This window comes from Agrococcus sp. SCSIO52902, from assembly GCF_022983135.1.
In the GTDB taxonomy this organism is placed as follows: domain Bacteria; phylum Actinomycetota; class Actinomycetes; order Actinomycetales; family Microbacteriaceae; genus Agrococcus; species Agrococcus sediminis.
This window is the reverse complement of the sequence record NZ_CP095269.1, coordinates 2172462-2192469: the sequence shown is the minus strand read 5'-3', so window position 1 is coordinate 2192469 and position 20008 is coordinate 2172462. Positions and strand designations below refer to the sequence as shown.

Genomic DNA, 20008 nt, shown 5'->3' with positions numbered 1-20008 from the left:
GGTCTCCTTGGTCTATCGCTGGGCGGGGACGACGATCGCCGTCGCCCCGTCGATGGCGGTGACGACGATGCGCTCGCCGACGTCGGGGTCGCGCGGCTGCACGGTGGGGGAGAGGCGGGCGGTCCAGGTGTCGCCGTTCGCGAGCGTCACCTCGCCGGCGCCGCGCTCGAACGAGCGGGTGACCTCGCCGGGCATCCCGAGCAGGGCCTCGATGCCCTGCTTGTTGACCTCGCCGGACTCGTGGAGGCGCTGCAGCAGCTTGGGCCGCACGAGCAGCAGGAGCAGCAGGGCCGACGCGGCGGCGATCAGGATCTGCGCCCACCAGGGGAGACCGGTGATGCTCGAGACGAGGCCGACCACCGACGACATCCCGATCATGAGGAACGTGAACTCGAGCGTGACCATCTCGATGATGAAGCACACGAGCGCCACCACGAGCCACGCGATCCATGCGTATTGGATGAGGTCCACGTCGCCAGCGTAGTCAGCGGATGCTGTGTCCGGGCCAGGCGCGCGGCTGCCTGCCCGCCCCTCGCGCCCCGGCCCATCTCGCACGGGCGGCCCAGTAGTGTCGTGGGGAACCGAAGGAGCTCCCGTGCCCGATCCCGCCTCCGCATCCCTCGCACCCGGCTCGCTGTCGGGCCGCACCGCACTCGTCACCGGCTCGAGCCGCGGCATCGGCGCCGCGACCGTCGACCTGCTGGCCCGCGCGGGCGCCGACGTGGTCGTCAACTACCGCGCCAAGGCCCCGCGCGCCGAGAAGGTCGTCGCCGCGGCCGAGGCCCAGGGCGTGCAGGCGATCGCCGTGCAGGCCGACCTGACCGACGCCGCCAGCGTCGCGGCGATGTTCGCCGCCGCCGAGGAGCGCTTCGGCGGCCTCGACATCCTCGTGATGAACGCCTCCGGCGGCATGGAGGCCGGCATGGGCGAGGACTACGCGATGCGGCTCAACCGCGACGCGCAGGTCGCGCTGCTCGACGCGGCCGTGCCGGTGCTGCGCGACGGCGCGCGGGTCGTCTTCGTCACGAGCCACCAGGCGCACTTCATCCGCACGACGCCGACGATGCCCGAGTACGAGGCCGTCGCGCTGTCGAAGCGCGCGGGCGAGGACGCCCTCCGCGAGCGCATCCCCGCCCTCGCCGAGCGCGGCATCGAGCTCGTGGTGGTCTCGGGCGACATGATCGAGGGCACCATCACCGCGACCCTGCTCGAGCGCGCCAACCCCGGCGCGATCGCGAGCCGCCGCGAGGACGCCGGCCGGCTCTACAACGTCGAGGAGTTCGCCCGCGAGGTGGCGCTCGCCGCCGTCGAGCCGGTGCCCGCCGACAGCACGCGCCTCGTCGGCGACGTCTCCGGCTTCGCGACCGACGAGGGAGGGCAGGCCTGATGCGCGCCGACGACATCGAGCGCCTCGTCTCGCTCTCCCGCCCGGCCGTCCACCCGAGCGGCGAGTACGCCGTGGTCGCCGCCTCGAGGCCGAGCCTCCGCGCCAACCGCAACGTCGGCCAGCTGTGGCGCGTGTCGCTGCGCGACGGCGCCCGGCGCCGCATCACCGGCGGCGTCGCCGACCGCTCGCCGCGCCTCACGCCCGACGGCGGCACGCTGCTGCTCGTGCGCGACGACGATGCCGGCAAGCCGCAGGTGTGGGCGATGCGCGTCGACGGCGGCGAGCCGGTGCAGGCCACCGCGCAGCCCGGCGGCGTGCTCGAGTACGCCGTCTCGCCCGACGGCACCCGCATCGCCTTCACGGCAGCCGTGCTCGAGCCGGGCCGCTACGGCTCGGTCGAGGGCGTGAGCGCCGCGCAGGAGCCCGCGCGCCTCATCACGCGCAACCGCAACCTGGCCAACGGCACCGGCAGCCTCATCGGCCGCCGGTCGCACCTGTTCGTCGCGCCGCTGCCCGACCTCGACGGCGAGCCCCGCTACGAGCGCGCCGCGCACCCGCACGACGAGCCGGGTCGCATCGACGACGCCCCGCACGCGCCGGAGGCCATCCGCCTCAGCCACGGCGAGTTCGACCACTCGGCGCCGGCCTTCTCGGCCGACGGCGAGCGCGTGCTGTGCATCACGGCGCGCCACGACACCCGCGACGACGACCTGCTGAACGCGGTCGTCGAGTTCGACGCGGGCGTCGCCGAGGGCGAGCCGCACACGATCCTCAGCTCGCGCGCGGGGCTCTCGGTCGCCGAGGTGCAGCCGACGCCCGACGGCGGCTTCGTGCTGCTCGCGCAGCAGATGGGGGAGTCCGGTCGCGACTTCGTCGGCCGCAGCACGCAGCTGTTCGTGCTCGAGCACCCCGGCGCGCACCCGGAGGAGGTCACCGAGGGCGACACCGTCGACCTGGGCGAGCCGGGCAGCCACGCGACCGTCGTCGAGGACGGCGTGCTCGTGCAGCAGCGCCGCCGCGGCCGCGTCGTGCTCGTGCACGTCACCGGCGGCGGCTCGAAGGAGCTCATCGGCGGCGACGTCGAGGTCATCGGCCACGGCGTGGGCGACGGCGTCACCGTCGCGACCGTCGCGACGCCGACGTCCGCCGGCGAGGTGGCCGTGCTCGACGACCGCGGCGTGACCGTGCTCACCGACTTCGGCGCGCCCCTCGCGGAGGCCGGCGTCGCCGCGCCCGTCGAGCACGAGTTCCCCACCCCCGACGGCGGCACGGTGCACGGCTGGGTCTGGGTGCCCGAGGGCGAGGGGCCGCACCCCGTGCTGCTGAACATCCACGGCGGGCCGTTCGCGCAGTACGGCGTGGGCGTGTTCGACGAGGCGCAGGTCGCGGTCGACGCGGGCTACGCGGTCGTGCAGTGCAACCCGCGCGGCTCGGCCGGCTACGGCCGCGAGCACGGCATCGCGATCCGCCAGGCCATGGGCACGGTCGACATGGCAGACGCACTCGACTTCCTCGACGCATCCATCGACGCCCACCCCGAGCTCGACCGCGAGCGGCTCGGCATCATGGGCGGCTCCTACGGCGGCTACCTCACGGCGTGGACGATCGCGCACGACCACCGCTTCGCGGCGGCGATCGTCGAGCGCGGCTTCCTCGACCCCGAGTCGTTCGCCGGCACGAGCGACATCGGCTGGTTCTTCGGCGGCGAGTACACCGGCACCGACCCGGATGCGATGCGGGCGCAGAGCCCGATGGCGCGCGTCGGGGACGTGCGGACGCCGACGCTCGTCGTGCACTCCGAGCAGGACTGGCGGTGCCCGCCCGAGCAGGCGCAGCGCTACTGGGCCGCCCTCAAGCGCAACGGCGTCGAGACGGCGCTGCTGCTGTTCCCGGGCGAGAACCACGAGCTGACGCGCTCGGGCCAGCCGCGGCACCGCGTCGAGCGCTTCGAGCACGTGCTGCGCTGGTGGGCGAAGCACCTGCCGACGCAGCGGAACCACGGGCAGTAGGCGGGACGGCCGGCCCCGTCGAGCGGCATCGCTCGCGCGGCGGGGCTAGGCGGCCCGGGCTAGGTGTACTTCCCCGGGAGGTTGTGAACGCTCGGGTTGAGTGAAGGCCTCCGTGGAGGATGTGGGTTACCAAGCTCACTCGTCCAAACGGAGGCCTTCATGGTTCACGCTAATGCTCCTTTGACTGCGGTCGGGAGGGAGCGGCTGGCTCGGCTGATCGTCGAGCAGGGCTGGCCGGTCCGGCGCGCGGCGGAGCGGTTCCAGGTGTCTCCGGCGACAGCGTCGCGGTGGTCGCGCCGGTTCCGCGATGGCGAGCCGATGACGGACCGCTCGTCCCGGCCGGGCTCGTCGCCGGGCCGGACGCCAATGCGCCTGGAGCATCGGATCGTGAGCCTGCGCTTCTCCCGCCGCTGGGGTCCGCACCGCATCGGCTACCACTTGGGCGTTCCGCGCTCGACCGTCGGGCGGGTGCTGCACCGCTACCGGATGCCGCCGCTGGCGCATCTGGATCAAGCGACCGGGCTGCCGACCCGGCGGCCGACACCGATCCGCTACGAGGCGACCGCGCCGGGCCAGCTGGTCCACGTCGACATCAAGAAGCTCGGCCGCATCCCGGATGGAGGCGGCTGGCGCGTCCACGGCCGCGGCTCCGCGCAGGATCGGGCGGCGAGCGTCATCCGCGATCGGGCAGCACGCGCCGGGGCCGCGCCCGGGCGAGGTTTCACCTATCTGCACCACGCGGTCGACGACCACTCCCGGCTCGCCTACTCAGAGATCCTCCTCGACGAGCGCAAGGAGACCGCCGCAGGCTTCTGGTTGAGAGCGCGCGCGTTCTTCGTCGACGCCGGCATCGACGTCGCCGCTGTGATGACCGACAACGGCTCCTGCTACCGCTCGCACGCCTTCCGCGACGCGCTCGAGGGCGCGCAGCACCGATTCACGCGCCCCTACCGGCCCCAGACGAACGGGAAGGTCGAGCGCTTCAACCGCACCCTCGCCGCTGAATGGGCCTACGCCGTCACCTACGCCTCAGACGCCGACCGCGCAGCCACCTACGCGGCCTGGCTCCACACCTACAATCACCATCGACCCCACACCGGCATCGGAGGCCTCACCCCCGCCCAACGCGTTCACAACGTCACGGGGAACTACATCTAGGCCGTGGGCTGCACCCCGTCGGCGACCGCGGCCACGACCCGGTCGCGGCCCTCGTCGTCGAGCAGGCCCAGCTCGTGCGCGATGCGCGCCGCCTCGTCGTAGGAGGAGTGGAAGCGGATGCCGGCGGCCTCGAGCTCGGCGCGCGCCGCGCCCTCGACGGGCACGACCTCGTGGATGAGCACTGCCACGCCGAGGCCCGCGCCGCGGCGCAGCATCTCGGCGCCCACCTGCGGGTCGGCCTGGCCGCTGTCGCCGAGGAACATGAAGCGGCACTCGGGGAACAGCTCGCGCTCCCGGTCGAAGTTCTGCAGCTTGCGCTGCTTGATCGACTTCTTCGTGAAGAGGTTGAGGAAGGAGCCGCCGAGCACCGCGTGCGGCGGCAGCCCCAGGTCGGCGAGCCCGCCGCGCGTGTACTGCTCGATGAGGCCGCGGGGCCCCTCGGGGCGCGCGGTGACGAACGTCAGGTCGCCGGGGCGCGACGGCTCGCCGGAGTGGCCCTCGTCGAGCTCGATGAGCAGCTCGACCACGCCCGGGTAGACGATGCCGCGCGGGTAGCGCGTCTCGTGCAGCATGGCGCGCACCGTGTCGTCGATGTCGCACAGGATGCGGAGGTCGTGGACGGGGGAGTCGGCGGCCTCGGCGGCGATGTGGGCGAGCACCGCCTCGCGGTCGGCGGGCAGCAGCCGCTCGTAGACGACGTGCTCGAGGTCGTGCCGGTCGCCGGAGGCGTTCAGCAGGTACTTCATGTCGCGGAACGGCTCGCCCGTGAGCGACAGCAGCATGCTGCGCACGCCGTGCGACACCGTCGGATCGAGCGGCAGGCCGCGCAGCGCGTGCACGATGCGCGCGCGCATGGCGGGGCTCAGCTCGGCGGAGCGGTCGACGCACAGCAGCTGCACGAGCTCGCGCCGCTCCCGCCGGCGCAGGAGCCCCGTGAGGAGGTTGCCGGCGATGGCGTCGACCGTGCGCTGCAGGTCGATCTGGGCGAGCACGGACTCGAGCGCGCCCTCGGGGGTCGCGCGCAGCTTGGCCAGGGCCTCGGAGGGGTTCACGGCTCCGATCCTGGCACCCGCACCCTGAGCGCGGCGTGATCGATGCGCGCGTCGATCCGCTCGGCCCTGCCCGCCGGGTCGCCGTCGAGCTGCACAGGCATCGGGGCGTCGACGGCGCCGAGCGTCACCCGCTCGGCGCGCCGGTGCCGCAGCACGCCCTCCGCGCGCGCGAGCCCCGCGCCCGCGGCGGCGATGCGGCCCCAGTGCGCGAGGTGGCGCGGGCTCACCGTGGCCACGTGCAGCAGTCCGTCGTCGAGCCGGGTGCCCGGCAGCACCCGCAGCCCCGCGGGGATGCGCGCGGCGTTGTGCACGAGCACGCTCCACGCGCGGGCCGCCTCGACCGGCCCGCCGTCGAAGCGGCCGCGCACGGCGAAGCTCGGGTGCCCGAAGCGGCGCGCGCCCGCGGCGACGTAGGAGAGCCAGCCGAGCCGGCGCTTCGCGCGCAGCGACGATGCCTCGACCGCGAGCGCGTCGTTCCCGACCCCCACGACGACCAGGAACGGCGCCTCCGGCTCGCGCTCGCCGCCGGCGCGCGTCAGCACCACGCGGCCGAGGTCGATGTGCGCGGTCGGGCCGGAGACCGCGACGCGCGCCGCGGCGGCGACGTCGTGCAGCGGCAGGTCGAGGTTCCTCGCGAACAGGTTGGCCGTGCCGGCAGGCACGATGCCGAGCGGCATGCCGGTGTGCGCGAGCTCGGCCGCGATCGCACGGACCGTGCCGTCGCCGCCGACCGCCACGACCGCATCCGCCCCGGCTGCGAGCGCCGCGCGGGCCTGCGCGCCGCCAGGCTCGGCCGCGGTGGTCGCAGCGACCCGCGCGTCGAGGCCCGCGCGCGCCGCCTCGCGCAGCACCGCGTCGACGGCCCGCGCGGCACCGCGGGCCGTGGGGTTGCCGATGACGACGAGCTCGGGCACGCGGCCAGGCTAGCGAGCGCTCAGCCCGCGTCGGCGACGACGAGCCTGCCGCCGAGCCACGCCGCCATCGACTCGAGCTCGGCGTCGACGGCGCGCCGCAGGCGCCGGTCGGGCTCCGCGTCCCAGTGGATGCGGGCCACGCGCAGCGCGCCGGCGTCGCGGTCGGTGCGGGCGTCGACCTTGCCCACCAGCCGGTCGCCGTCGAGGATGGGCAGCGCGAAAGCGCCCCAGCGTCGCCTCGCCGCCGGCGTGTACTGCTCGAGCGCGTAGTCGAAGGCGAAGAGCTCCGCCATGCGCCGCCGCTCGGCGATGAGGCGGTCGACGGGGGAGAGGATGGCGACGCGCCCGGCGAATCCCTCCGCGGTCGCCGCCTCGTCGAGCCGCCACTCGCGCCGCGTGCCCTCGACGAGCACCGGCACGCCCGCGTCGCCGACGAGCGCCGGACGCGCGATGCCGAGGGAGCGCAGCCGCCGGCGGTCGCGCTCCGCGGCGGCCTCGGCCGCGTCGAGCGACGGACCCGGCGGCAGCACGCGCTCGGCGAGGTCCCACACCCGCTCGAGGCCGGCGCGCTCGGCGACCGCGACGACCCCGGCGCGCAGCAGGTGCTCCAGCATCATGGCGACGTCGCGGCCGGTGTTCCAGCCGCTCGAGGCGTAGGGCGCGTCGGCGGTGTCGTCGATCTCGCGCTGGGGGAGCGGTCCGTCGGCGCGCAGCTGCTCGAGCAGCCGCTGGCGGAAGCCGGCGTTCTGGTCGAGCCACTCGCCGCCGCGTGCGGCGGCCGCGGCCATCTCGGGCCGGTGCAGCGGCAGGTCGGCCGTCGGCACGAGCGCGACCGCGTGCGGCTCGCGCGGCGACGGCTGCAGGATCCACTCGAACAGCGACTGCTCGACCTCGGCCGCCCGGCGCACCGCGCCGGCGTCGATCGCGTGCCCCAGCCGCGACCAGGCGACGTGCTCGGCGGCGGGCATCACGATGTCGGTGACGTTGACCTGCAGCAGCGTCAGGTGCCGCGCCACGTCGACGAGGTAGTCGGAGCCGCCGACGAGCGCGCGCTCGGCGTCGAGCAGCTGCGCCCGCACCGCGATGCGGCGCGCCTCGGCGCGCGGGATCGTGCGCGGCTCGGCCATGCGTCGACGGTAGTGCCGCGGTGCCAGGATGGTGCCATGTCTGATCGCGCTGCGCTCCGTCCCGAGACCGTCACGGTGAGCGCGGGCCGCCCCGCCCACGTGCCCGGCGCCCCCTTCAACGAGCCGGTGACCTTCGCGAGCGCGTTCGTCGCCGGCGGCGAGCTCGAGTACGCGCGCTACGGCAACCCGTCGTGGACGGCGCTCGAGGAGGCGCTCGGCGCGCTCGAGGGCGGCGAGTGCATCTCGTTCGCGAGCGGCATGGCCGCGGTGAGCGCGGTCGCCGCGCTCGTGCCGCACGGCGGCGCGGTCGTCGTGCCGCAGCACGCATACCAGCACACCCTGATGCTGCTCGACACCGGCGCCGCGGAGGGCCGCTTCGAGGTGCGTCGGGTCGACATCGCCGACGCCGCCGCCGTCGAGGCCGCGATGCCCGGCGCGGCGATGGTGTGGATCGAGTCGCCCACGAACCCCGCGCTCGAGGTCGCCGACATCGCGAGGCTCGCCGCCGCGGCGCGGGCCGCCGGCGCGCTGAGCGTCGTCGACAGCACGTTCGCGTCGCCGCTCGTGCAGCGGCCGCTCGAGGACGGCGCCGACGTCGTGGTGCACTCCGCGACGAAGCTCATCGCCGGGCACAGCGACATCGTGCTCGGCGCGGTCGCGACCGGCAGCGCCGACCTCGCCGAGCGCATCCGCCAGCACCGCGGGCTGCACGGCGCGATCCCGGGCCCGATGGAGGCGTTCCTGGCGCTCCGGGGCCTGCGCACCCTCTCGGTGCGCCTCGAGCGCGCGCAGGCGAACGCGCGCGAGCTGACGCGCAGGCTCGCGGATGCGCCGGGCGTCGTCGAGGTGCGCGATCCCGGGTTCGGGACGGTGCTCGCGATCGTGCTCGCCGATGCGGCGGCCGCCGACCGCGTCGTCGAGCGCGTGCGCCTGTGGATCCCGGCGACGAGCCTCGGGGGAGTGGAGTCCACCCTCGAGCGTCGGCGCCGGTGGGCGACCGAGGCCCCGACCATCCCGGAGGGGCTCATCCGCCTCTCGGTCGGCATCGAGCACATCGACGACCTCGCCGACGACCTGCTGCGGGCGCTGGCGGCATGACGGCGCGCCCGCTCGCCGATGGCGCGGTGCTGCGCCCCGCGCGGCCCGGCGACGAGCCCGGCATCCTCGCGATGATCGAGGCGCTCGCGCGCTACGAGCGCGAGCCCGACGCGGTCGAGAACACCGCGCCGATGCTGACGGCGGCCCTCTTCGGCGACGAGCCGCGCGTCTTCGCGCACGTGGTCGAGCAGGACGGCGCGATCGTCGGCATCGCGATCTGGTTCGTCACCTACTCGACCTGGACGGGCACGCACGGCATCTGGCTCGAGGATCTCTACGTCGACGAGCGGATGCGCGGGCGCGGCCACGGCCGCGCGCTCATGTCGGCGCTGGCGGCCGAGTGCGTCGAGCGCGGCTACCGGCGCTTCGAGTGGACCGTGCTCGACTGGAACGCGCCCTCGATCGCCTTCTACCGCTCGATCGGCGCCGAGCCGATGTCGGAGTGGACGACGCAGCGGCTCTCGGGCGAGCGGCTCGCGGAGCTCGCCGGCCGCTGAGCGGCCGCGGGCGCCGGGGGAGCGCCGCTCAGCCCAGCCGCAGCCGCGAGGGGCGCACGAGCCGGGCGCCTGCGGCGTCCCAGCCGTCGCGGATCGGTGCCGCGTCGTCGATCGAGAACGACGCCTGCGCCGCCGCGAGGTCGGGGTAGCGGCCGAGCGAGGCGCCGGCGCCGTCGACCGCGACGAACTCCTCGAGGCTCTCCTCGACGAAGCCCAGGAACGTCAGGCCGTCGTCGTCGGCGCGGCTCGCGACCCAGAGGCCGTTGCCGGGCGTGGCCCACGTCACGGCGGTCGCATCGATCGTCTCGGAGCGGTTCGGCCTTGCCATCGTGTCGGTCATGACCGCTCCTTCGAGATTCGGTAGTTCGACGATCGAAATGTATCACGCTCGAACGGTATAGTCGGACCTGACAGCGGATTCCCAGGCACGGCCCGGGGGACGCGGCGCACGGGAGCGGAGGCGGAGATGCGGCAGGCGGAGTCGAACGAGGGCTCGGGCTACTGGTACCCGCAGCACGGCGTGCCGACGAGCGTCGACGTGCTGAACCTGCTGCGCCGGTACCGCGCGACGGAGGGCGCGATGCGCGCCCGGACGCGCTCGTCGATGGGCATGGGCGAGACCGACCTGCTGGCGCTGCGCATCCTGCTGCAGACGCAGCGCAGCGGCGAGCTCATGCGGCAGCGCGATCTCGCGCACGCCCTCGGGCTCGCGTCGCCGTCGGTGACGGCACTCGTCGACCGCCTGGTGCGCAGCGGCCACGTGCGCCGCGAGCCGCATCCCGACGACCGGCGCGCGACGATCGTCGTGCCGACGACCGATACCGACACCGAGGTGCGCGCGACGCTCGGCGCGATGCACCGTCGCATGATCGACGTCATCGACAGCATGGACGAGACCGAGCGCCTCGCCGTCGCGAGCTTCCTGCAGCGGATGGTCGCGGCCGTCGAGCAGGTCGACGAGCACGAGGAGCCGGCCCCGGCACCCGTGCTCACCGCCTAGCCCCGTCCGGCGCACCTGCGTCAAGCGCCGATAATGCACATTATGTCGGATCAAGCGGAGGCGAGGCCTCCCCGGGATCCCCCAGCCCCGCGGGCTACCGTGACCACCCACCAGGACGGCAGGCCCCCGTGCTCCGCATCGCCGCATCCGTCCACGACGCGACCATCGCGCTCGACGACCCCATGAACCTCTTCATCCTCGGCGCCACCGGCATCGTCACGCTCGCCGCGCTCGCGCTGATCGGCGCGTTCGCGTCGACGCTCACGGAGCGAGCCGAGCCGGCGCCTGGCCCTACGCTGAGCCGGTGACCGCAGCAACCCGCAGCCCGCGCATCCTCGACGCCGAGTGGCGTCGCAAGTTCCTCGTCGAGGAGCGCTACATCTCCCGCTCGGAGCGGCGGACCCTCTACGGCAGCGCCATCGCGCTCGCCGTCGTGGGCCTCACGATCTTCACGGTGATGCTCGTGGGCGTGCTCACCGACTCGGGTGCCGCGAGGCTCAACGAGCCCGTGCAGCAGTGGTTCGTCGACGCCCGCGACGACGCAGAGACCGTCACCATGTCGGTGCTCGCGTACGTCTTCGGCCCCGTCGCGATGCCCATCATCGTGCTCGTGGTCTGCATCGGCTGGACGATCCTCGCGAGCCACGCCTGGCGCCCGCTCGTGCTGTGCGGCGGCATGGCGCTCGGCGTGATCAGCGCCCTCTCCATCGCTCCCCTCGTGCAGCACCCGCGCCCCCCGATCGACCTCATGGTGCTCGGCGCCGACCACACCTTCTCGTTCCCCTCCGGGCACGTGCTCGGCGCATCCGACTTCCTGCTCATCACCGCCTACCTCATCGCCTCGCGGCAGCGGCACATCCCCCTGCGCATCGGCCTCTTCGCGCTCGCCGCGGTCGGCATCGTGGCGCAGATCGGCAGCCGGCTGTACCTCGGCTACCACTGGCTCACCGACGTCATCGCGTCGGTCGGCCTGTCGTTCGTGATCCTCGCGATCGTGATCGTCGTCGACACCCTGCGCACGGCCCGCGTCAAGGGCGAGCCGATCACCGGACCGCTCTCGACAGCCCAGCGCGACGGCACCTGACCCATCCCCGGACCCATCCCTGCGGCCCGCGGCTCCGAACCGCTGTGGACCCACCGACAAGGGAGCACCGCCATGACACCTCGATCCGCATCGATCACCGCCCTCCTCGCAGCCGCCGCGCTGGCGCTCGCCGGCTGCTCCGCCAGCGGTGAGTCCGCTCCGCCGCCCTCCGGCGACGCGGCGCCGAGCTCGGCACCCGCGACGGAGCCCTCCTCCCCCGCATCGTCGGGCGACGAGGCGGGGATGGCGCTCATCGGCATGGTCGGCACGGCCGATGACCCCGACGCGTACGAGATCGCGCTCACCGACGCCGACGGCCAGCCCGTCGAGACGCTCGCGGCCGGCGACTACACGCTCACCTTCGCCGACCGCACCGCCGCCCACAACTTCCGCCTGACCGGCCCCGGCGGCGTCGACGTGGCGACGGATGTCGCGGGCACCGACGAGACGTCGGTGCAGGTGACGCTCGTGGCCGGCACCTACACGTTCGTGTGCGACCCGCACCCGGCGACCATGGTCGGCGAGGTCGAGGTCACCGGCTGATGCGCCGCGCGTGACCACCAGGCTGCTGCTGCTGAGCGACACCCACCTGCCGCTGCGCGCGAAGGCGCTGCAGGAGCAGGTGTGGCGGCTCGTCGACGAGGCCGACCTGGTGGTGCACGCCGGCGACTGGGTGGTGCCGGAGCTGCTCGACGAGCTCGAGTCGCGGGCAGCGCGCCTCGTGGGCGTCGCGGGCAACAACGACGGCGCCGAGCTGCACCGCCGGCTCGGCGAGACCGCGCGCTTCGAGGTCGATGGGCTCCGCTTCGCGGTGGAGCACGAGACGGGCGCCGCCGCCGGCCGGGAGCGCCGATGCGACGCGCGCTTCGGGCCCTCCTCCCCCGCGCCGGCCGACGTGCTCGTCTTCGGCCACTCGCACATCCCCTGGGACTCGACGACGCCCGGAGGGCTGCGCCTGCTGAACCCGGGCTCCCCCACCGACCGGCGCCGCCAGCCGATCGGCACCGTGATGACGGCGGTCGTCGACGGCGGCGCGCTCGGCGAGGTGGCGCTCGTGCCGACGCCGCGCTGACGCGCCGGCTGCTTCCTGTGGGCCCGCACGCCTGTTCCTGCGAGTCCGCTGGTCATCCGTCCCCCAAGGGCGGGATACGCTCAGGGGGACAAATGGAGGACGCCATGGGCGCTGCCGACCCGCTCCAGCAGGGAAGCCTGCTCGCCGAGCGCTATCGCATCGGCGAGCGCATCGGCGCCGGCGGCATGGCCTCGGTGCATCGGGCCACCGACGAGGTGCTGGGGCGCGAGGTCGCGGTCAAGGCGATCGTGCGCGAGAGCACCGATCCGGCCGACCTGCAGCGCGAGCGGTCGGAGATCGACCTGCTCGCCTCGCTCAACCACCGCGCGCTCGTCACCCTCTTCGACGCGGGCAGCACGACGCTCGACGGCCTGCTGGTGTCGTACCTGGTGATGGAGCTCGTCGACGGGCCCACGCTCGCCGCGCGCCTCGCCCAGGGGCCGCTCCCGCAGGAGCAGGCGTGGCGCATCGCGCACGACCTGGCCGAGGCGCTCGTCATCGTGCACGCGAGCGAGGTGGTGCACCGCGACATCAAGCCCGCGAACATCCTGCTCGCGCCCTCGCTCGTGCCCGGGAGGGACTTCGACGCGAAGCTCGCCGACTTCGGCATCGCCGCCATCGTGGGCGCCGCGCGGCTGACCGCGACCGGCACGGTGCTCGGCACCGCCGCCTACCTCAGCCCCGAGCAGGCCACCGGCGCGCGCGTCGCGCCCTCCTCCGACATCTACTCGCTCGGCCTCGTGCTGCTCGAGGCGCTCACGGGGCGCCGCGAGTACCCCGGGCCGCTGCTCGAGTCGCTGAGCGCGCGGCTCGCGCGCGATCCCGAGATCCCCGGCTCGATCGGCTACGAGTGGAAGTCGCTGCTGACGGCGATGACGGCGCGCGAGCCCGAGGCGCGCCCGACGGCCGCGGCCGTGCTCGAGCGGCTCATCGAGATGGCCGCCGCCGTCGCCACGACCGGCGACATCGACGCGACGGCGGCGCTCGGCAGCGTCGCGACCGCCGCGATCATCGCCGCCGACTCCGGCCCCGCGCCCGTCGCTGCGATGGCTGCCGACCGCAGCACCACCGCCGAGACGCTCCGGTCCGCCGCCATCGCTCCCGAGGCGGGCACGGCCGACGCGGCGACGCGCGGCAGGCGCCGCCGCTGGGCGATCGCCGGCGGGCTCGCCGCAGGCACCGCGCTCCTCGTCGCCGTCCCCGCGATGGCGCTGCAGGCGGGCGACCCGACCGCACCCACGGTCGAACCAGCGGTGATCGAGTCCGAGCCTCCCGCCCCTAGCGTCGTCGCACCTGCCCCGACGGAGCCCGCACCGACCGAGACGGCCCCTGCCGAGACCGCGGTCGCCGACCCCGCGCCGGCTGAGCCGGCGCCCGCGGCACCGATCGCCCCGGCGACGGTCACGACCGACGGCAGCACGTCGGGCGGCGGCGGCACGTCCGGCGGCGGCCAGGGCGGCGCGAGCACCGGCGCCGAGAACTCCGGCAACGAGAACGCCGGACCCGGCGGCGGCAACGGCAACGGCGGCGGCGGACGCCCGTAGCCTGAGCGGGATCCGTCCCGCACCCCGAGGAGCACCATGGCCTTCGACGTCGCCGCCTTCCGCGCGCACTTCCCATCCCTCGCCTCCGGCATCGCCCACTTCGACGGGCCCGGCGGCACGCAGACGCCCGCGGTCGTCGGCGAGGCGATCGCGCGCACGCTCACCGGGCCGCTCTCCAACCGCGGCGGCCTCGTCGAGAGCGAGCGCAACGCCGACCGCGCCGTGGCCGCCTTCCGCGCGGCGATGGCCGACCTGCTGGGCGCCGACGCCCGCGGCATCGTCTACGGCCGCAGCGCCACCCAGCTCACCTACGACCTCTCGCGCGCGCTCGCGAAGACGTGGCGGCCGGGCGACGAGGTCGTCGTCTCGCAGCTCGACCACGACGCCAACGTGCGCCCGTGGCTGCAGGCGGCGGAGGCGGCCGGCGCGGCCGTGCGCTGGCTGCGCCTCGACCCCGGCAGCGCCGACCTGCGCCTCGACGAGCTCGACGCGGTGATCACCGACCGCACCCGCCTCGTCGCCGTCACCGGCGCATCCAACCTGCTCGGCACGAAGCCCGACGTCGCGCGCATCGCCCGGCGCGCGCACGAGGTGGGCGCGCTCGTGCACGTCGACGCGGTGCACCTCGCCGCGCACGCCGCGATCGACACCGCGGCGCTCGGCGCCGACACACTCGTCTGCTCGCCGTACAAGCTCTTCGGACCGCACTGCGCCGCGCTCGCCGCCGACCCGGCGCTGCTCGAGTCGCTCACGCCCGACAAGCTCCTGCCGTCGACCGACGCGGTGCCGGAGCGCTTCGAGCTCGGCACCCTGCCGTACGAGCTCATGGCGGGCGTGACAGCCGCGATCGACCTGCTGGCGGATGTCGCCGAGGTGCCCGGCTCGCGGCGGGAGCGCCTGCTCGCGGGCCACGCGAGCATCGAGGCGCACGAGCTGCGCATGCGCGAGCGCATCGAGCGCGGCCTCGCCGGGCTCGGCGACCGAGTCGTGCTGCACTCGGTCGCGGCGGAGCGCACGCCCACGCTCTTCGTCACGCTCCCCCGCCACGACGCGCGAGCCGTGTCGCGCGCGCTCGCCGACCGCGACGTGCTCGCGCCCGCCGGCACGTTCTACGCGCTCGAGCCGTTCCGGGCGCTCGGCCTCGACGTCGACGAGGGGCTGCGGATGGGCGTCGCGCCCTACACCGACGACGGCGACGTCGACCGGCTGCTCGAGGGGCTCGAGGCGGCGCTGCGCTGACGCCGCTCCCCCGCTCGGGCGCTCGCGGCGGTCAGCGGTGCGCGACGATCGCGGCGGCGACGGCGCGCGGCGCGGAGTGCTGCGCGGCGTGGTGGTGCCCGGGGATGCGCACGAGCGCGGCGTCGGGGGTCGCGTCGCGGAGCGCGCGGCACCACGCCTCGCCCGCGACGGTGTCGTGCGCGCCGCGCACGATGAGCAGCGGGCGGCGCAGCACCGGCAGGCGCCGCTCGATCGGGTAGGCGAGCGTCTGCCGCAGCTGCGCCGCGTACCAGGCGACCCCGCAGCGCAGGTAGTCGGTGCAGGCGATCTCGACGAGGCTCGGCGGCTCGCGCACCGCGTCGGCGAGCAGGGCGACGAGCTGCTCGCGCACCGAGCGATGCGCGGCGTCGACGACCGGCGCGATCGCGACGACGCGCGAGACGAGCTCCGGCCGCTGCACCGCGAGCTCGACCGCCCACTGCGCGCCCATCGAGTGGCCGACGAGCACGACCGGCGGCAGGCCGAGCCGGGCGAGGAGCGCGCCGAGCGCCCCCGCCATCTCGACCACGTCGACCTCGCGCCGCGGCACCGGCAGGCCCGCGTGGCCCGGCATGTCGATCGAGAGCACGAGCGCGCCGGGCCGCAGCGTGCGGTGCAGCCGATGCATCGCGCGCTGCGACATGCCGATGCCGTGCACCAGCACGATCGCCTCGCGCGGGCCGGGCCGTTCGCGCAGGTCGCCCGAGACGCGGAACTCGAGGTCGCCGATCCGCTCCCGGCGGGTGCGGCCCGCGCGCGGCGCGCGATCGCGGCGGCGCAGGTCAGGCACGGATGCCGTCGCGCGGGGCGAGGTCGAGCGTCATGCCGAGCGGGTCGCCGTCGGCGGCGGCGAAGCCGAGGCCCTCGTAGACCCCGACGGCCTCGGGGCTCGCGAACAGGCCGACCACGGCATCCGCCGGCGCCTGCGCCCGCGCCCACTCGAGCAGCCGCTCGACGATGCGCGACGCGATGCCCTCGTCGCTCGCCTCGGGCCGCACCATCACGTCCTGCACGTAGAAGTAGCGCACCCCGTCGCCCACGAGCCGCCCGACCCCGACGACCTCGTCGCCGTCGAGCGCGACGACGCCGTGCAGCGAGCCGATGAGCGAGGCGCCGATCGACGCCCAGTCGAAGTGCTCGCCCCAGCCGACCGACGTCGCGACGGCGCGCTGCTCGTCGACGGTGGGCACGCGATCGGCGAAGGTGAGCATCCTGGCACTCTACGGCCGCCGCCCGGCAGCGGGCTGGAGCTCGCGCACGTCGAGCCGGAAGCCGCGACGCCGCAGCCGCTCGACGAGCACGTCGCCGAGCGCCACCGCGGGCGTCAGCACGCCGCCGTCGGGGCTGCAGCGCGCACTGTCGACCGCGAGCGCGAGCGCGGCCTCGCCGAGCATGACCGCGGTGGCGGCATAGCCGGGATCGCCCTCGGCCGCGACGGCCGCCGCGTACCGGCGGCCGCGGGTCGTGGTGGTCGTCGTCTCGACCTCGAACGAGCCCGCCGCTCGCCGCTCGGCCGACGGCCCCTCGCCCGGGGCGGGGAGCGCCCGCGCCACCAGGGAGCGGATGCCCGGGGTCGCGAGCGCGCCCGCGAGCGCCGCGAACCCCGCGGCGAGCGCCGACGCGCGGAGGCGTCCGGCGGTGCCGCGACCGGTGGGCACGACCTCGCGATAGCGGAAGCGGGCGTCGTCGTGCGCCTCGCGGAGCGCGTGGGAGCGTCGCACGAGGCGGGTGTTGTAGGGCGCCATGGCGAACGGCGCATCCCACTCCCCCGTCTCGGCGTCGCGGAAGGGCACCGCGACATCGGGCTGGCCGGCAGCGAGCGGTGCGCCGCCGCTCAGCGCGGCCGGATCCCGCACGACACGACCGAGCGACGCATCCGCCCGCGTGCGCTCGAGCTGCTCGCGCAGCGACGCGATCGTGCCGCCGCTCACGCCGCCGACGAGGCGCCGCACGCGCAGCGTCGTGTCGCCGAGGCCGCCCGCGCCGTCTGCGGCGGCGCGCTCGCGGAGCAGGTGCACCGCGAGGTCGGACGGCACCGAGTCGAAGCCGCACGAGACGACGAGCCGGGCGCCGGTCGTGCGCGCCCGGTCGCGGCAGCGATCGATGAGCGCGCGCACGTAGAGCACCTCGCCGGTGAGGTCGACGCAATCGGTGCCCGCCGCGGCGCACGCCTCGGCGAGCGGCAGGCCGTGGCGCAGGTAGGGGCCGACGGTGGTCGCGACCACCCGCGTGCGCTCGGCGAGCGCCCGCACACCGGCGGCGTCGCCGCTGTCGACGATGAGCATCGGCCAGTCGGCGGCCGCGGCGCCGAGCGAGGAGCGCACGGCCTCGAGCCGCTCGCGCGAGCGCCCGGCGAGGGCGATGCGCAGGCCGGCGGGCGCGTGCTCGGCCAGGTGGCCGGCGACGAGCCGGCCCACGAAGCCGCTCGCGCCGAGGAGGACGAGGTCGAGGTCGCGGTCGTCGGGCATGCGCCCATCGTGCACCCCCAGCCTGCGCACAGCCCCCGGTGCGAGCGTGGCGCCATGACTGCACACGACGACCGGCTCGACACCATCGCCGAGATCATGCGCTCGACGCGCATCGCCTCCCTCGCCTACGTCTCCGCCCAGGGCGACCTCGTCTCGACACCCATGGGCACGCAGGACTTCGAGCACCCAGGCACCGTCTGGTTCATCAGCGAGCGGTCGACCGACAAGGTCGCGGCGATCGAGGCCGACCCGCGCGTCAACGTGCACTACGCCGGCAAGGGCGGCTGGGTGTCGCTCGCGGGCACCGCCCGCTTCGTCGACGACCGCGCGAAGCTGCGCGAGCTGTGGGACGCCTCCGCCGGCATCTTCATGTCGGGCGGGCCCGACGACCCCGACAACGGCCTGCTCGAGGTGACGGCGACGAGCGCCGAGTACTGGGACTCCCCCGGCGCCGTCGCGACCGCCGTGCAGCTGATGAAGGGCCTGGTCACCGACGGCGAGCCCGACCTCGGCGACAGCGGCATCGTCCGCATGTGACGCAGCGCGCGACCGTCTGGCTGACCGACTGGCAGGTGTGGGACACCGGCCTCGCCGCCGCTCCCGGGATCGAGGTCGAGTGGAGGCTCTCGGCACCCGATGCCTGGAGCGCGAGGCTCTTCGGCGAGCCGCGCTCGATCGACTTCGAGCTCGACACCGAGGTGGATGCCGTCCCGGGCCGTGCCGTCATCGTGACCCGTGGTCTCGTCGAGGACGTGGAGTGCGTCCGGGTCACCCGGAGTCCCGACGGAGCTGCCGTCGACGGGTCGGCGACGACCGAGCGCGTGCGCTCGACGCTCGAGATGCTCGAGATGCTCGAGGGCGACGTCATGGGCTACCTCGTGCGGCTGCGCGTCGACGCCATGACGCCCGACGTCACCTGACCCTGCGCGCGGAGGGTTCGGCGCACCCCCGTACGATGCTCGGCGTGGACGTGGATCCGGCGGATGCGGCGGCGGTCGAGCGCGCGCGGGCGGCGCTCGAGCGCGTCGCGGAGCGACTCGCGGCAGCCGGCGCGCGCGATGAGGCGCTCGCCGAGCACGTCGAGCCGAAGCCCGTGCTCGGCATCCGCCGCCGGCCGACGATGCGATCGCTCGGCCGCGCCTGGCGCCTCGGCGCCCTGCTCGTCGCGCGCGACGGCGCCGTGTGGCAGACGGGCATCTCGACGCGCGTGGCCGAGCCGGGCCGGCCCCAGTTCCACTCGGCGTCGGTCGAGCAGCGCCGCGCCTACCGCGCGGCCGCGCTGCAGGGCGGCTTCCCGCTCGGCGAGACCGTCAACCACGCGATCGCGCCCATCCCGATCGACGCGTCGCTCATCGACGGCGACCGCGCGCTCGTCGTGCGCGGCGGCGAGGCGCTCGTGCGCTGGGGCACCGACGCGCCGGTGCCGCTCGAGCGCTACCTCGACGACCTGGCCGACCTGCTGCTGCACCCGCCGGAGGGCGCGGGCGGCTAGGTTCGGAGGATGCGCGCCGACCCTGCAGCCCCCGCATACCTGCGAGCGCTCGGCGACGGCCGCTACCTCCCCACCGAGCACGCGAGCGGCGCCTGGCAGCCGGGCGAGCTGCACTTCGCCCCGCTCGGCGGCCTGCTGACGCACGCGATCGAGCAGCACCGCACCGCCGCGGGAGCGGCTGACCTGCTCCTCGGACGCATCGCCTTCGACATCCTCGGGTTCCTGGCGCTCGACGAGATCGCGGTGCGGGTCGAGACCCGCCGACCCGGTCGCACGATCGAGCTCACCGAGGCCAGCGCATCCATCGCCGGCCGCGACGTCGCCGTCGCCCGGGCGTGGCACAGCGTCGCCGCCGACACCGCCGCGGTCGCGGGCGGCACCGCCCCTCCCCTGCCGGCGCGCGACGAGGCGCGGCCGACCGCGTTCGACGAGGCGTGGGGCGGCGGATTCGTGCGGTCGCTCGAGGTGCGCGAGTGCGGCCAGGGAGCCCCGGGCCGCAGCCGCATGTGGATCTCCTCGCCGCTCGCGCTCGTCGAGGGCGAGGAGGCGAGCCCGCTCGCCCGCTGGATCGGCCTCGTCGACGTCGCGAACGGCGTCGCCGTGCGGGAGAGCCCGGACGACTGGATGTTCCCCAACCTCGACCTCACCATCCACCTCCTGCGGCAGCCGCGAGGAGGCTGGATCGGCTTCGACACGACGGTCGCGTTCGGCCCGACGGGGCAGGGCATCACGGCCGCAGAGCTGCACGACGAGCACGGGCCCGTCGGGCGCGCGGCGCAGACGCTCACCGTGCGGCCGAGCCTGCAGCGCTGACGGCGGATGCGGCCCGGGACGCGCTCCCGGGCTAGG

At 75.2% G+C, this 20008-nt stretch carries 24 protein-coding genes; 16 read left to right on the top strand and 8 right to left on the bottom strand.

What is annotated here, in order from left to right; all coding sequences use genetic code 11:
• Positions 1-12: 12 nt before the first annotated feature.
• Positions 13-471 carry an NfeD family protein gene (locus tag MU522_RS10825; protein WP_225792717.1) on the bottom strand — a complete coding sequence of 153 codons (459 nt, stop codon included), beginning with the start codon at positions 469-471 and terminating at the stop codon, positions 13-15.
• Positions 472-595: 124 nt separating this feature from the next.
• Here MU522_RS10825 and MU522_RS10820 point away from each other — a divergent pair, with 124 nt between their 5' ends.
• The 3 genes from MU522_RS10820 (at position 596) to MU522_RS10810 (ending at position 4554) form a co-directional block, all read left to right on the top strand.
• The gene (locus MU522_RS10820; protein WP_246990948.1) at positions 596-1387 is read left to right on the top strand and encodes an SDR family oxidoreductase; all 792 of its coding nucleotides are present in this window, start codon (positions 596-598) and stop codon (positions 1385-1387) included.
• Positions 1387-3396: a S9 family peptidase gene (locus MU522_RS10815; protein ID WP_246990946.1), complete on the top strand. Its 2010-nt coding sequence runs from the start codon at positions 1387-1389 to the stop codon at positions 3394-3396. Before MU522_RS10820 ends, MU522_RS10815 begins: the two co-directional genes overlap by 1 nt.
• Before the next feature lie 159 nt (positions 3397-3555).
• Complete coding sequence (locus MU522_RS10810; RefSeq protein ID WP_246993531.1) at positions 3556-4554, top strand: IS481 family transposase; 999 nt, start codon at positions 3556-3558, stop codon at positions 4552-4554.
• Here the strand turns inward: MU522_RS10810 and MU522_RS10805 are convergent.
• From MU522_RS10805 to MU522_RS10795, 3 genes are read right to left on the bottom strand one after another with little or no spacing between them, the layout of a single operon-like run.
• Positions 4551-5606, bottom strand: a complete 1056-nt coding sequence (locus MU522_RS10805; protein WP_146356044.1) for a hypothetical protein — start codon at positions 5604-5606, stop codon at positions 4551-4553. The two genes, MU522_RS10810 and MU522_RS10805, sit on opposite strands and share 4 nt — an antisense overlap.
• The gene (locus MU522_RS10800) at positions 5603-6520 is read right to left on the bottom strand and encodes a diacylglycerol kinase family protein (RefSeq protein WP_246990945.1); all 918 of its coding nucleotides are present in this window, start codon (positions 6518-6520) and stop codon (positions 5603-5605) included. Before MU522_RS10800 ends, MU522_RS10805 begins: the two co-directional genes overlap by 4 nt.
• Positions 6521-6540: 20 nt before the next feature.
• On the bottom strand, positions 6541-7647 hold the full coding sequence (locus tag MU522_RS10795; protein WP_246990944.1) for a crosslink repair DNA glycosylase YcaQ family protein: 1107 nt from the start codon (positions 7645-7647) through the stop codon (positions 6541-6543).
• 36 nt (positions 7648-7683) lie between these two features.
• Here MU522_RS10795 and MU522_RS10790 point away from each other — a divergent pair, with 36 nt between their 5' ends.
• Complete coding sequence (locus MU522_RS10790) at positions 7684-8745, top strand: PLP-dependent aspartate aminotransferase family protein (protein ID WP_246990942.1); 1062 nt, start codon at positions 7684-7686, stop codon at positions 8743-8745.
• Complete coding sequence (locus tag MU522_RS10785; protein ID WP_246990941.1) at positions 8742-9242, top strand: GNAT family N-acetyltransferase; 501 nt, start codon at positions 8742-8744, stop codon at positions 9240-9242. The genes MU522_RS10790 and MU522_RS10785 overlap by 4 nt, the downstream gene beginning before the upstream one ends.
• Positions 9243-9270: 28 nt before the next feature.
• Here MU522_RS10785 and MU522_RS10780 read toward each other — a convergent pair whose 3' ends face one another.
• Positions 9271-9582 (bottom strand): hypothetical protein, encoded by a 312-nt coding sequence (locus MU522_RS10780; protein WP_146356036.1) that lies wholly within the window; start codon positions 9580-9582, stop codon positions 9271-9273.
• Positions 9583-9708: 126 nt separating this feature from the next.
• Here MU522_RS10780 and MU522_RS10775 point away from each other — a divergent pair, with 126 nt between their 5' ends.
• The 7 genes from MU522_RS10775 (at position 9709) to MU522_RS10745 (ending at position 15181) form a co-directional block, all read left to right on the top strand.
• Positions 9709-10242 (top strand): MarR family transcriptional regulator, encoded by a 534-nt coding sequence (locus MU522_RS10775; RefSeq protein ID WP_128189347.1) that lies wholly within the window; start codon positions 9709-9711, stop codon positions 10240-10242.
• A gap of 128 nt (positions 10243-10370) precedes the next feature.
• Positions 10371-10550, top strand: coding sequence for a hypothetical protein (locus MU522_RS10770; RefSeq protein ID WP_246990940.1), 180 nt, complete (start codon positions 10371-10373; stop codon positions 10548-10550).
• On the top strand, positions 10547-11326 hold the full coding sequence (locus tag MU522_RS10765) for a phosphatase PAP2 family protein (protein ID WP_246990939.1): 780 nt from the start codon (positions 10547-10549) through the stop codon (positions 11324-11326). Before MU522_RS10770 ends, MU522_RS10765 begins: the two co-directional genes overlap by 4 nt.
• 72 nt (positions 11327-11398) lie before the next feature.
• Entirely contained in the window at positions 11399-11869 is a 471-nt protein-coding gene (locus MU522_RS10760) for a plastocyanin/azurin family copper-binding protein (protein ID WP_246990937.1), read from the top strand.
• A 10-nt stretch (positions 11870-11879) separates the two neighbouring features.
• Positions 11880-12398, top strand: a complete 519-nt coding sequence (locus tag MU522_RS10755) for a metallophosphoesterase (protein ID WP_128190023.1) — start codon at positions 11880-11882, stop codon at positions 12396-12398.
• 92 nt (positions 12399-12490) lie between these two features.
• A complete protein-coding gene (locus MU522_RS10750) occupies positions 12491-13942 on the top strand; it encodes a serine/threonine-protein kinase (RefSeq protein ID WP_246990936.1) in 1452 nt (483 codons plus the stop codon).
• Positions 13943-13978: 36 nt separating this feature from the next.
• Positions 13979-15181, top strand: coding sequence for a cysteine desulfurase-like protein (locus MU522_RS10745; protein WP_246990935.1), 1203 nt, complete (start codon positions 13979-13981; stop codon positions 15179-15181).
• A gap of 31 nt (positions 15182-15212) precedes the next feature.
• Here MU522_RS10745 and MU522_RS10740 read toward each other — a convergent pair whose 3' ends face one another.
• From MU522_RS10740 to MU522_RS10730, 3 genes are read right to left on the bottom strand one after another with little or no spacing between them, the layout of a single operon-like run.
• Complete coding sequence (locus MU522_RS10740; RefSeq protein ID WP_225792714.1) at positions 15213-15989, bottom strand: alpha/beta hydrolase; 777 nt, start codon at positions 15987-15989, stop codon at positions 15213-15215.
• Positions 15982-16410 (bottom strand): GNAT family N-acetyltransferase, encoded by a 429-nt coding sequence (locus tag MU522_RS10735; RefSeq protein WP_128190020.1) that lies wholly within the window; start codon positions 16408-16410, stop codon positions 15982-15984. Before MU522_RS10735 ends, MU522_RS10740 begins: the two co-directional genes overlap by 8 nt.
• Positions 16411-16419: 9 nt before the next feature.
• A complete protein-coding gene (locus MU522_RS10730) occupies positions 16420-17667 on the bottom strand; it encodes a saccharopine dehydrogenase NADP-binding domain-containing protein (protein ID WP_246990934.1) in 1248 nt (415 codons plus the stop codon).
• Positions 17668-17721: 54 nt separating this feature from the next.
• On the opposite strand from MU522_RS10730, the gene MU522_RS10725 reads away from it, so the two are divergent.
• Genes MU522_RS10725 through MU522_RS10710 form a run of 4 tightly spaced genes read left to right on the top strand, consistent with a single transcriptional unit; the run spans position 17722 to position 19972 of the window.
• Complete coding sequence (locus tag MU522_RS10725) at positions 17722-18204, top strand: pyridoxamine 5'-phosphate oxidase family protein (RefSeq protein WP_246990933.1); 483 nt, start codon at positions 17722-17724, stop codon at positions 18202-18204.
• A complete protein-coding gene (locus MU522_RS10720) occupies positions 18201-18587 on the top strand; it encodes a DUF6578 domain-containing protein (RefSeq protein WP_246990932.1) in 387 nt (128 codons plus the stop codon). The genes MU522_RS10725 and MU522_RS10720 overlap by 4 nt, the downstream gene beginning before the upstream one ends.
• A 44-nt stretch (positions 18588-18631) precedes the next feature.
• A complete protein-coding gene (locus tag MU522_RS10715) occupies positions 18632-19159 on the top strand; it encodes a hypothetical protein (protein WP_246990931.1) in 528 nt (175 codons plus the stop codon).
• 9 nt (positions 19160-19168) lie between these two features.
• The gene (locus tag MU522_RS10710; protein ID WP_246990930.1) at positions 19169-19972 is read left to right on the top strand and encodes a thioesterase family protein; all 804 of its coding nucleotides are present in this window, start codon (positions 19169-19171) and stop codon (positions 19970-19972) included.
• Positions 19973-20008 lie beyond the last annotated feature (36 nt).

Excerpts from the sequence above, each read along its gene's own strand:
- MU522_RS10815 (WP_246990946.1), top strand. The coding sequence starts at position 1,387 with ATGCGCGCCGACGACATCGAGCGCCTCGTCTCGCTCTCCCGCCCGGCC.
- MU522_RS10810 (WP_246993531.1), top strand. The coding sequence starts at position 3,556 with ATGGTTCACGCTAATGCTCCTTTGACTGCGGTCGGGAGGGAGCGGCTG.
- MU522_RS10795 (WP_246990944.1), bottom strand. The coding sequence starts at position 7,647 with ATGGCCGAGCCGCGCACGATCCCGCGCGCCGAGGCGCGCCGCATCGCG.
- MU522_RS10790 (WP_246990942.1), top strand. The coding sequence starts at position 7,684 with ATGTCTGATCGCGCTGCGCTCCGTCCCGAGACCGTCACGGTGAGCGCG.
- MU522_RS10785 (WP_246990941.1), top strand. The coding sequence starts at position 8,742 with ATGACGGCGCGCCCGCTCGCCGATGGCGCGGTGCTGCGCCCCGCGCGG.
- MU522_RS10780 (WP_146356036.1), bottom strand. The coding sequence starts at position 9,582 with ATGACCGACACGATGGCAAGGCCGAACCGCTCCGAGACGATCGATGCG.
- MU522_RS10775 (WP_128189347.1), top strand. The coding sequence starts at position 9,709 with ATGCGGCAGGCGGAGTCGAACGAGGGCTCGGGCTACTGGTACCCGCAG.
- MU522_RS10760 (WP_246990937.1), top strand. The coding sequence starts at position 11,399 with ATGACACCTCGATCCGCATCGATCACCGCCCTCCTCGCAGCCGCCGCG.
- MU522_RS10750 (WP_246990936.1), top strand. The coding sequence starts at position 12,491 with ATGGAGGACGCCATGGGCGCTGCCGACCCGCTCCAGCAGGGAAGCCTG.
- MU522_RS10745 (WP_246990935.1), top strand. The coding sequence starts at position 13,979 with ATGGCCTTCGACGTCGCCGCCTTCCGCGCGCACTTCCCATCCCTCGCC.
- MU522_RS10735 (WP_128190020.1), bottom strand. The coding sequence starts at position 16,410 with ATGCTCACCTTCGCCGATCGCGTGCCCACCGTCGACGAGCAGCGCGCC.
- MU522_RS10730 (WP_246990934.1), bottom strand. The coding sequence starts at position 17,667 with ATGCCCGACGACCGCGACCTCGACCTCGTCCTCCTCGGCGCGAGCGGC.
- MU522_RS10725 (WP_246990933.1), top strand. The coding sequence starts at position 17,722 with ATGACTGCACACGACGACCGGCTCGACACCATCGCCGAGATCATGCGC.
- MU522_RS10710 (WP_246990930.1), top strand. The coding sequence starts at position 19,169 with ATGCGCGCCGACCCTGCAGCCCCCGCATACCTGCGAGCGCTCGGCGAC.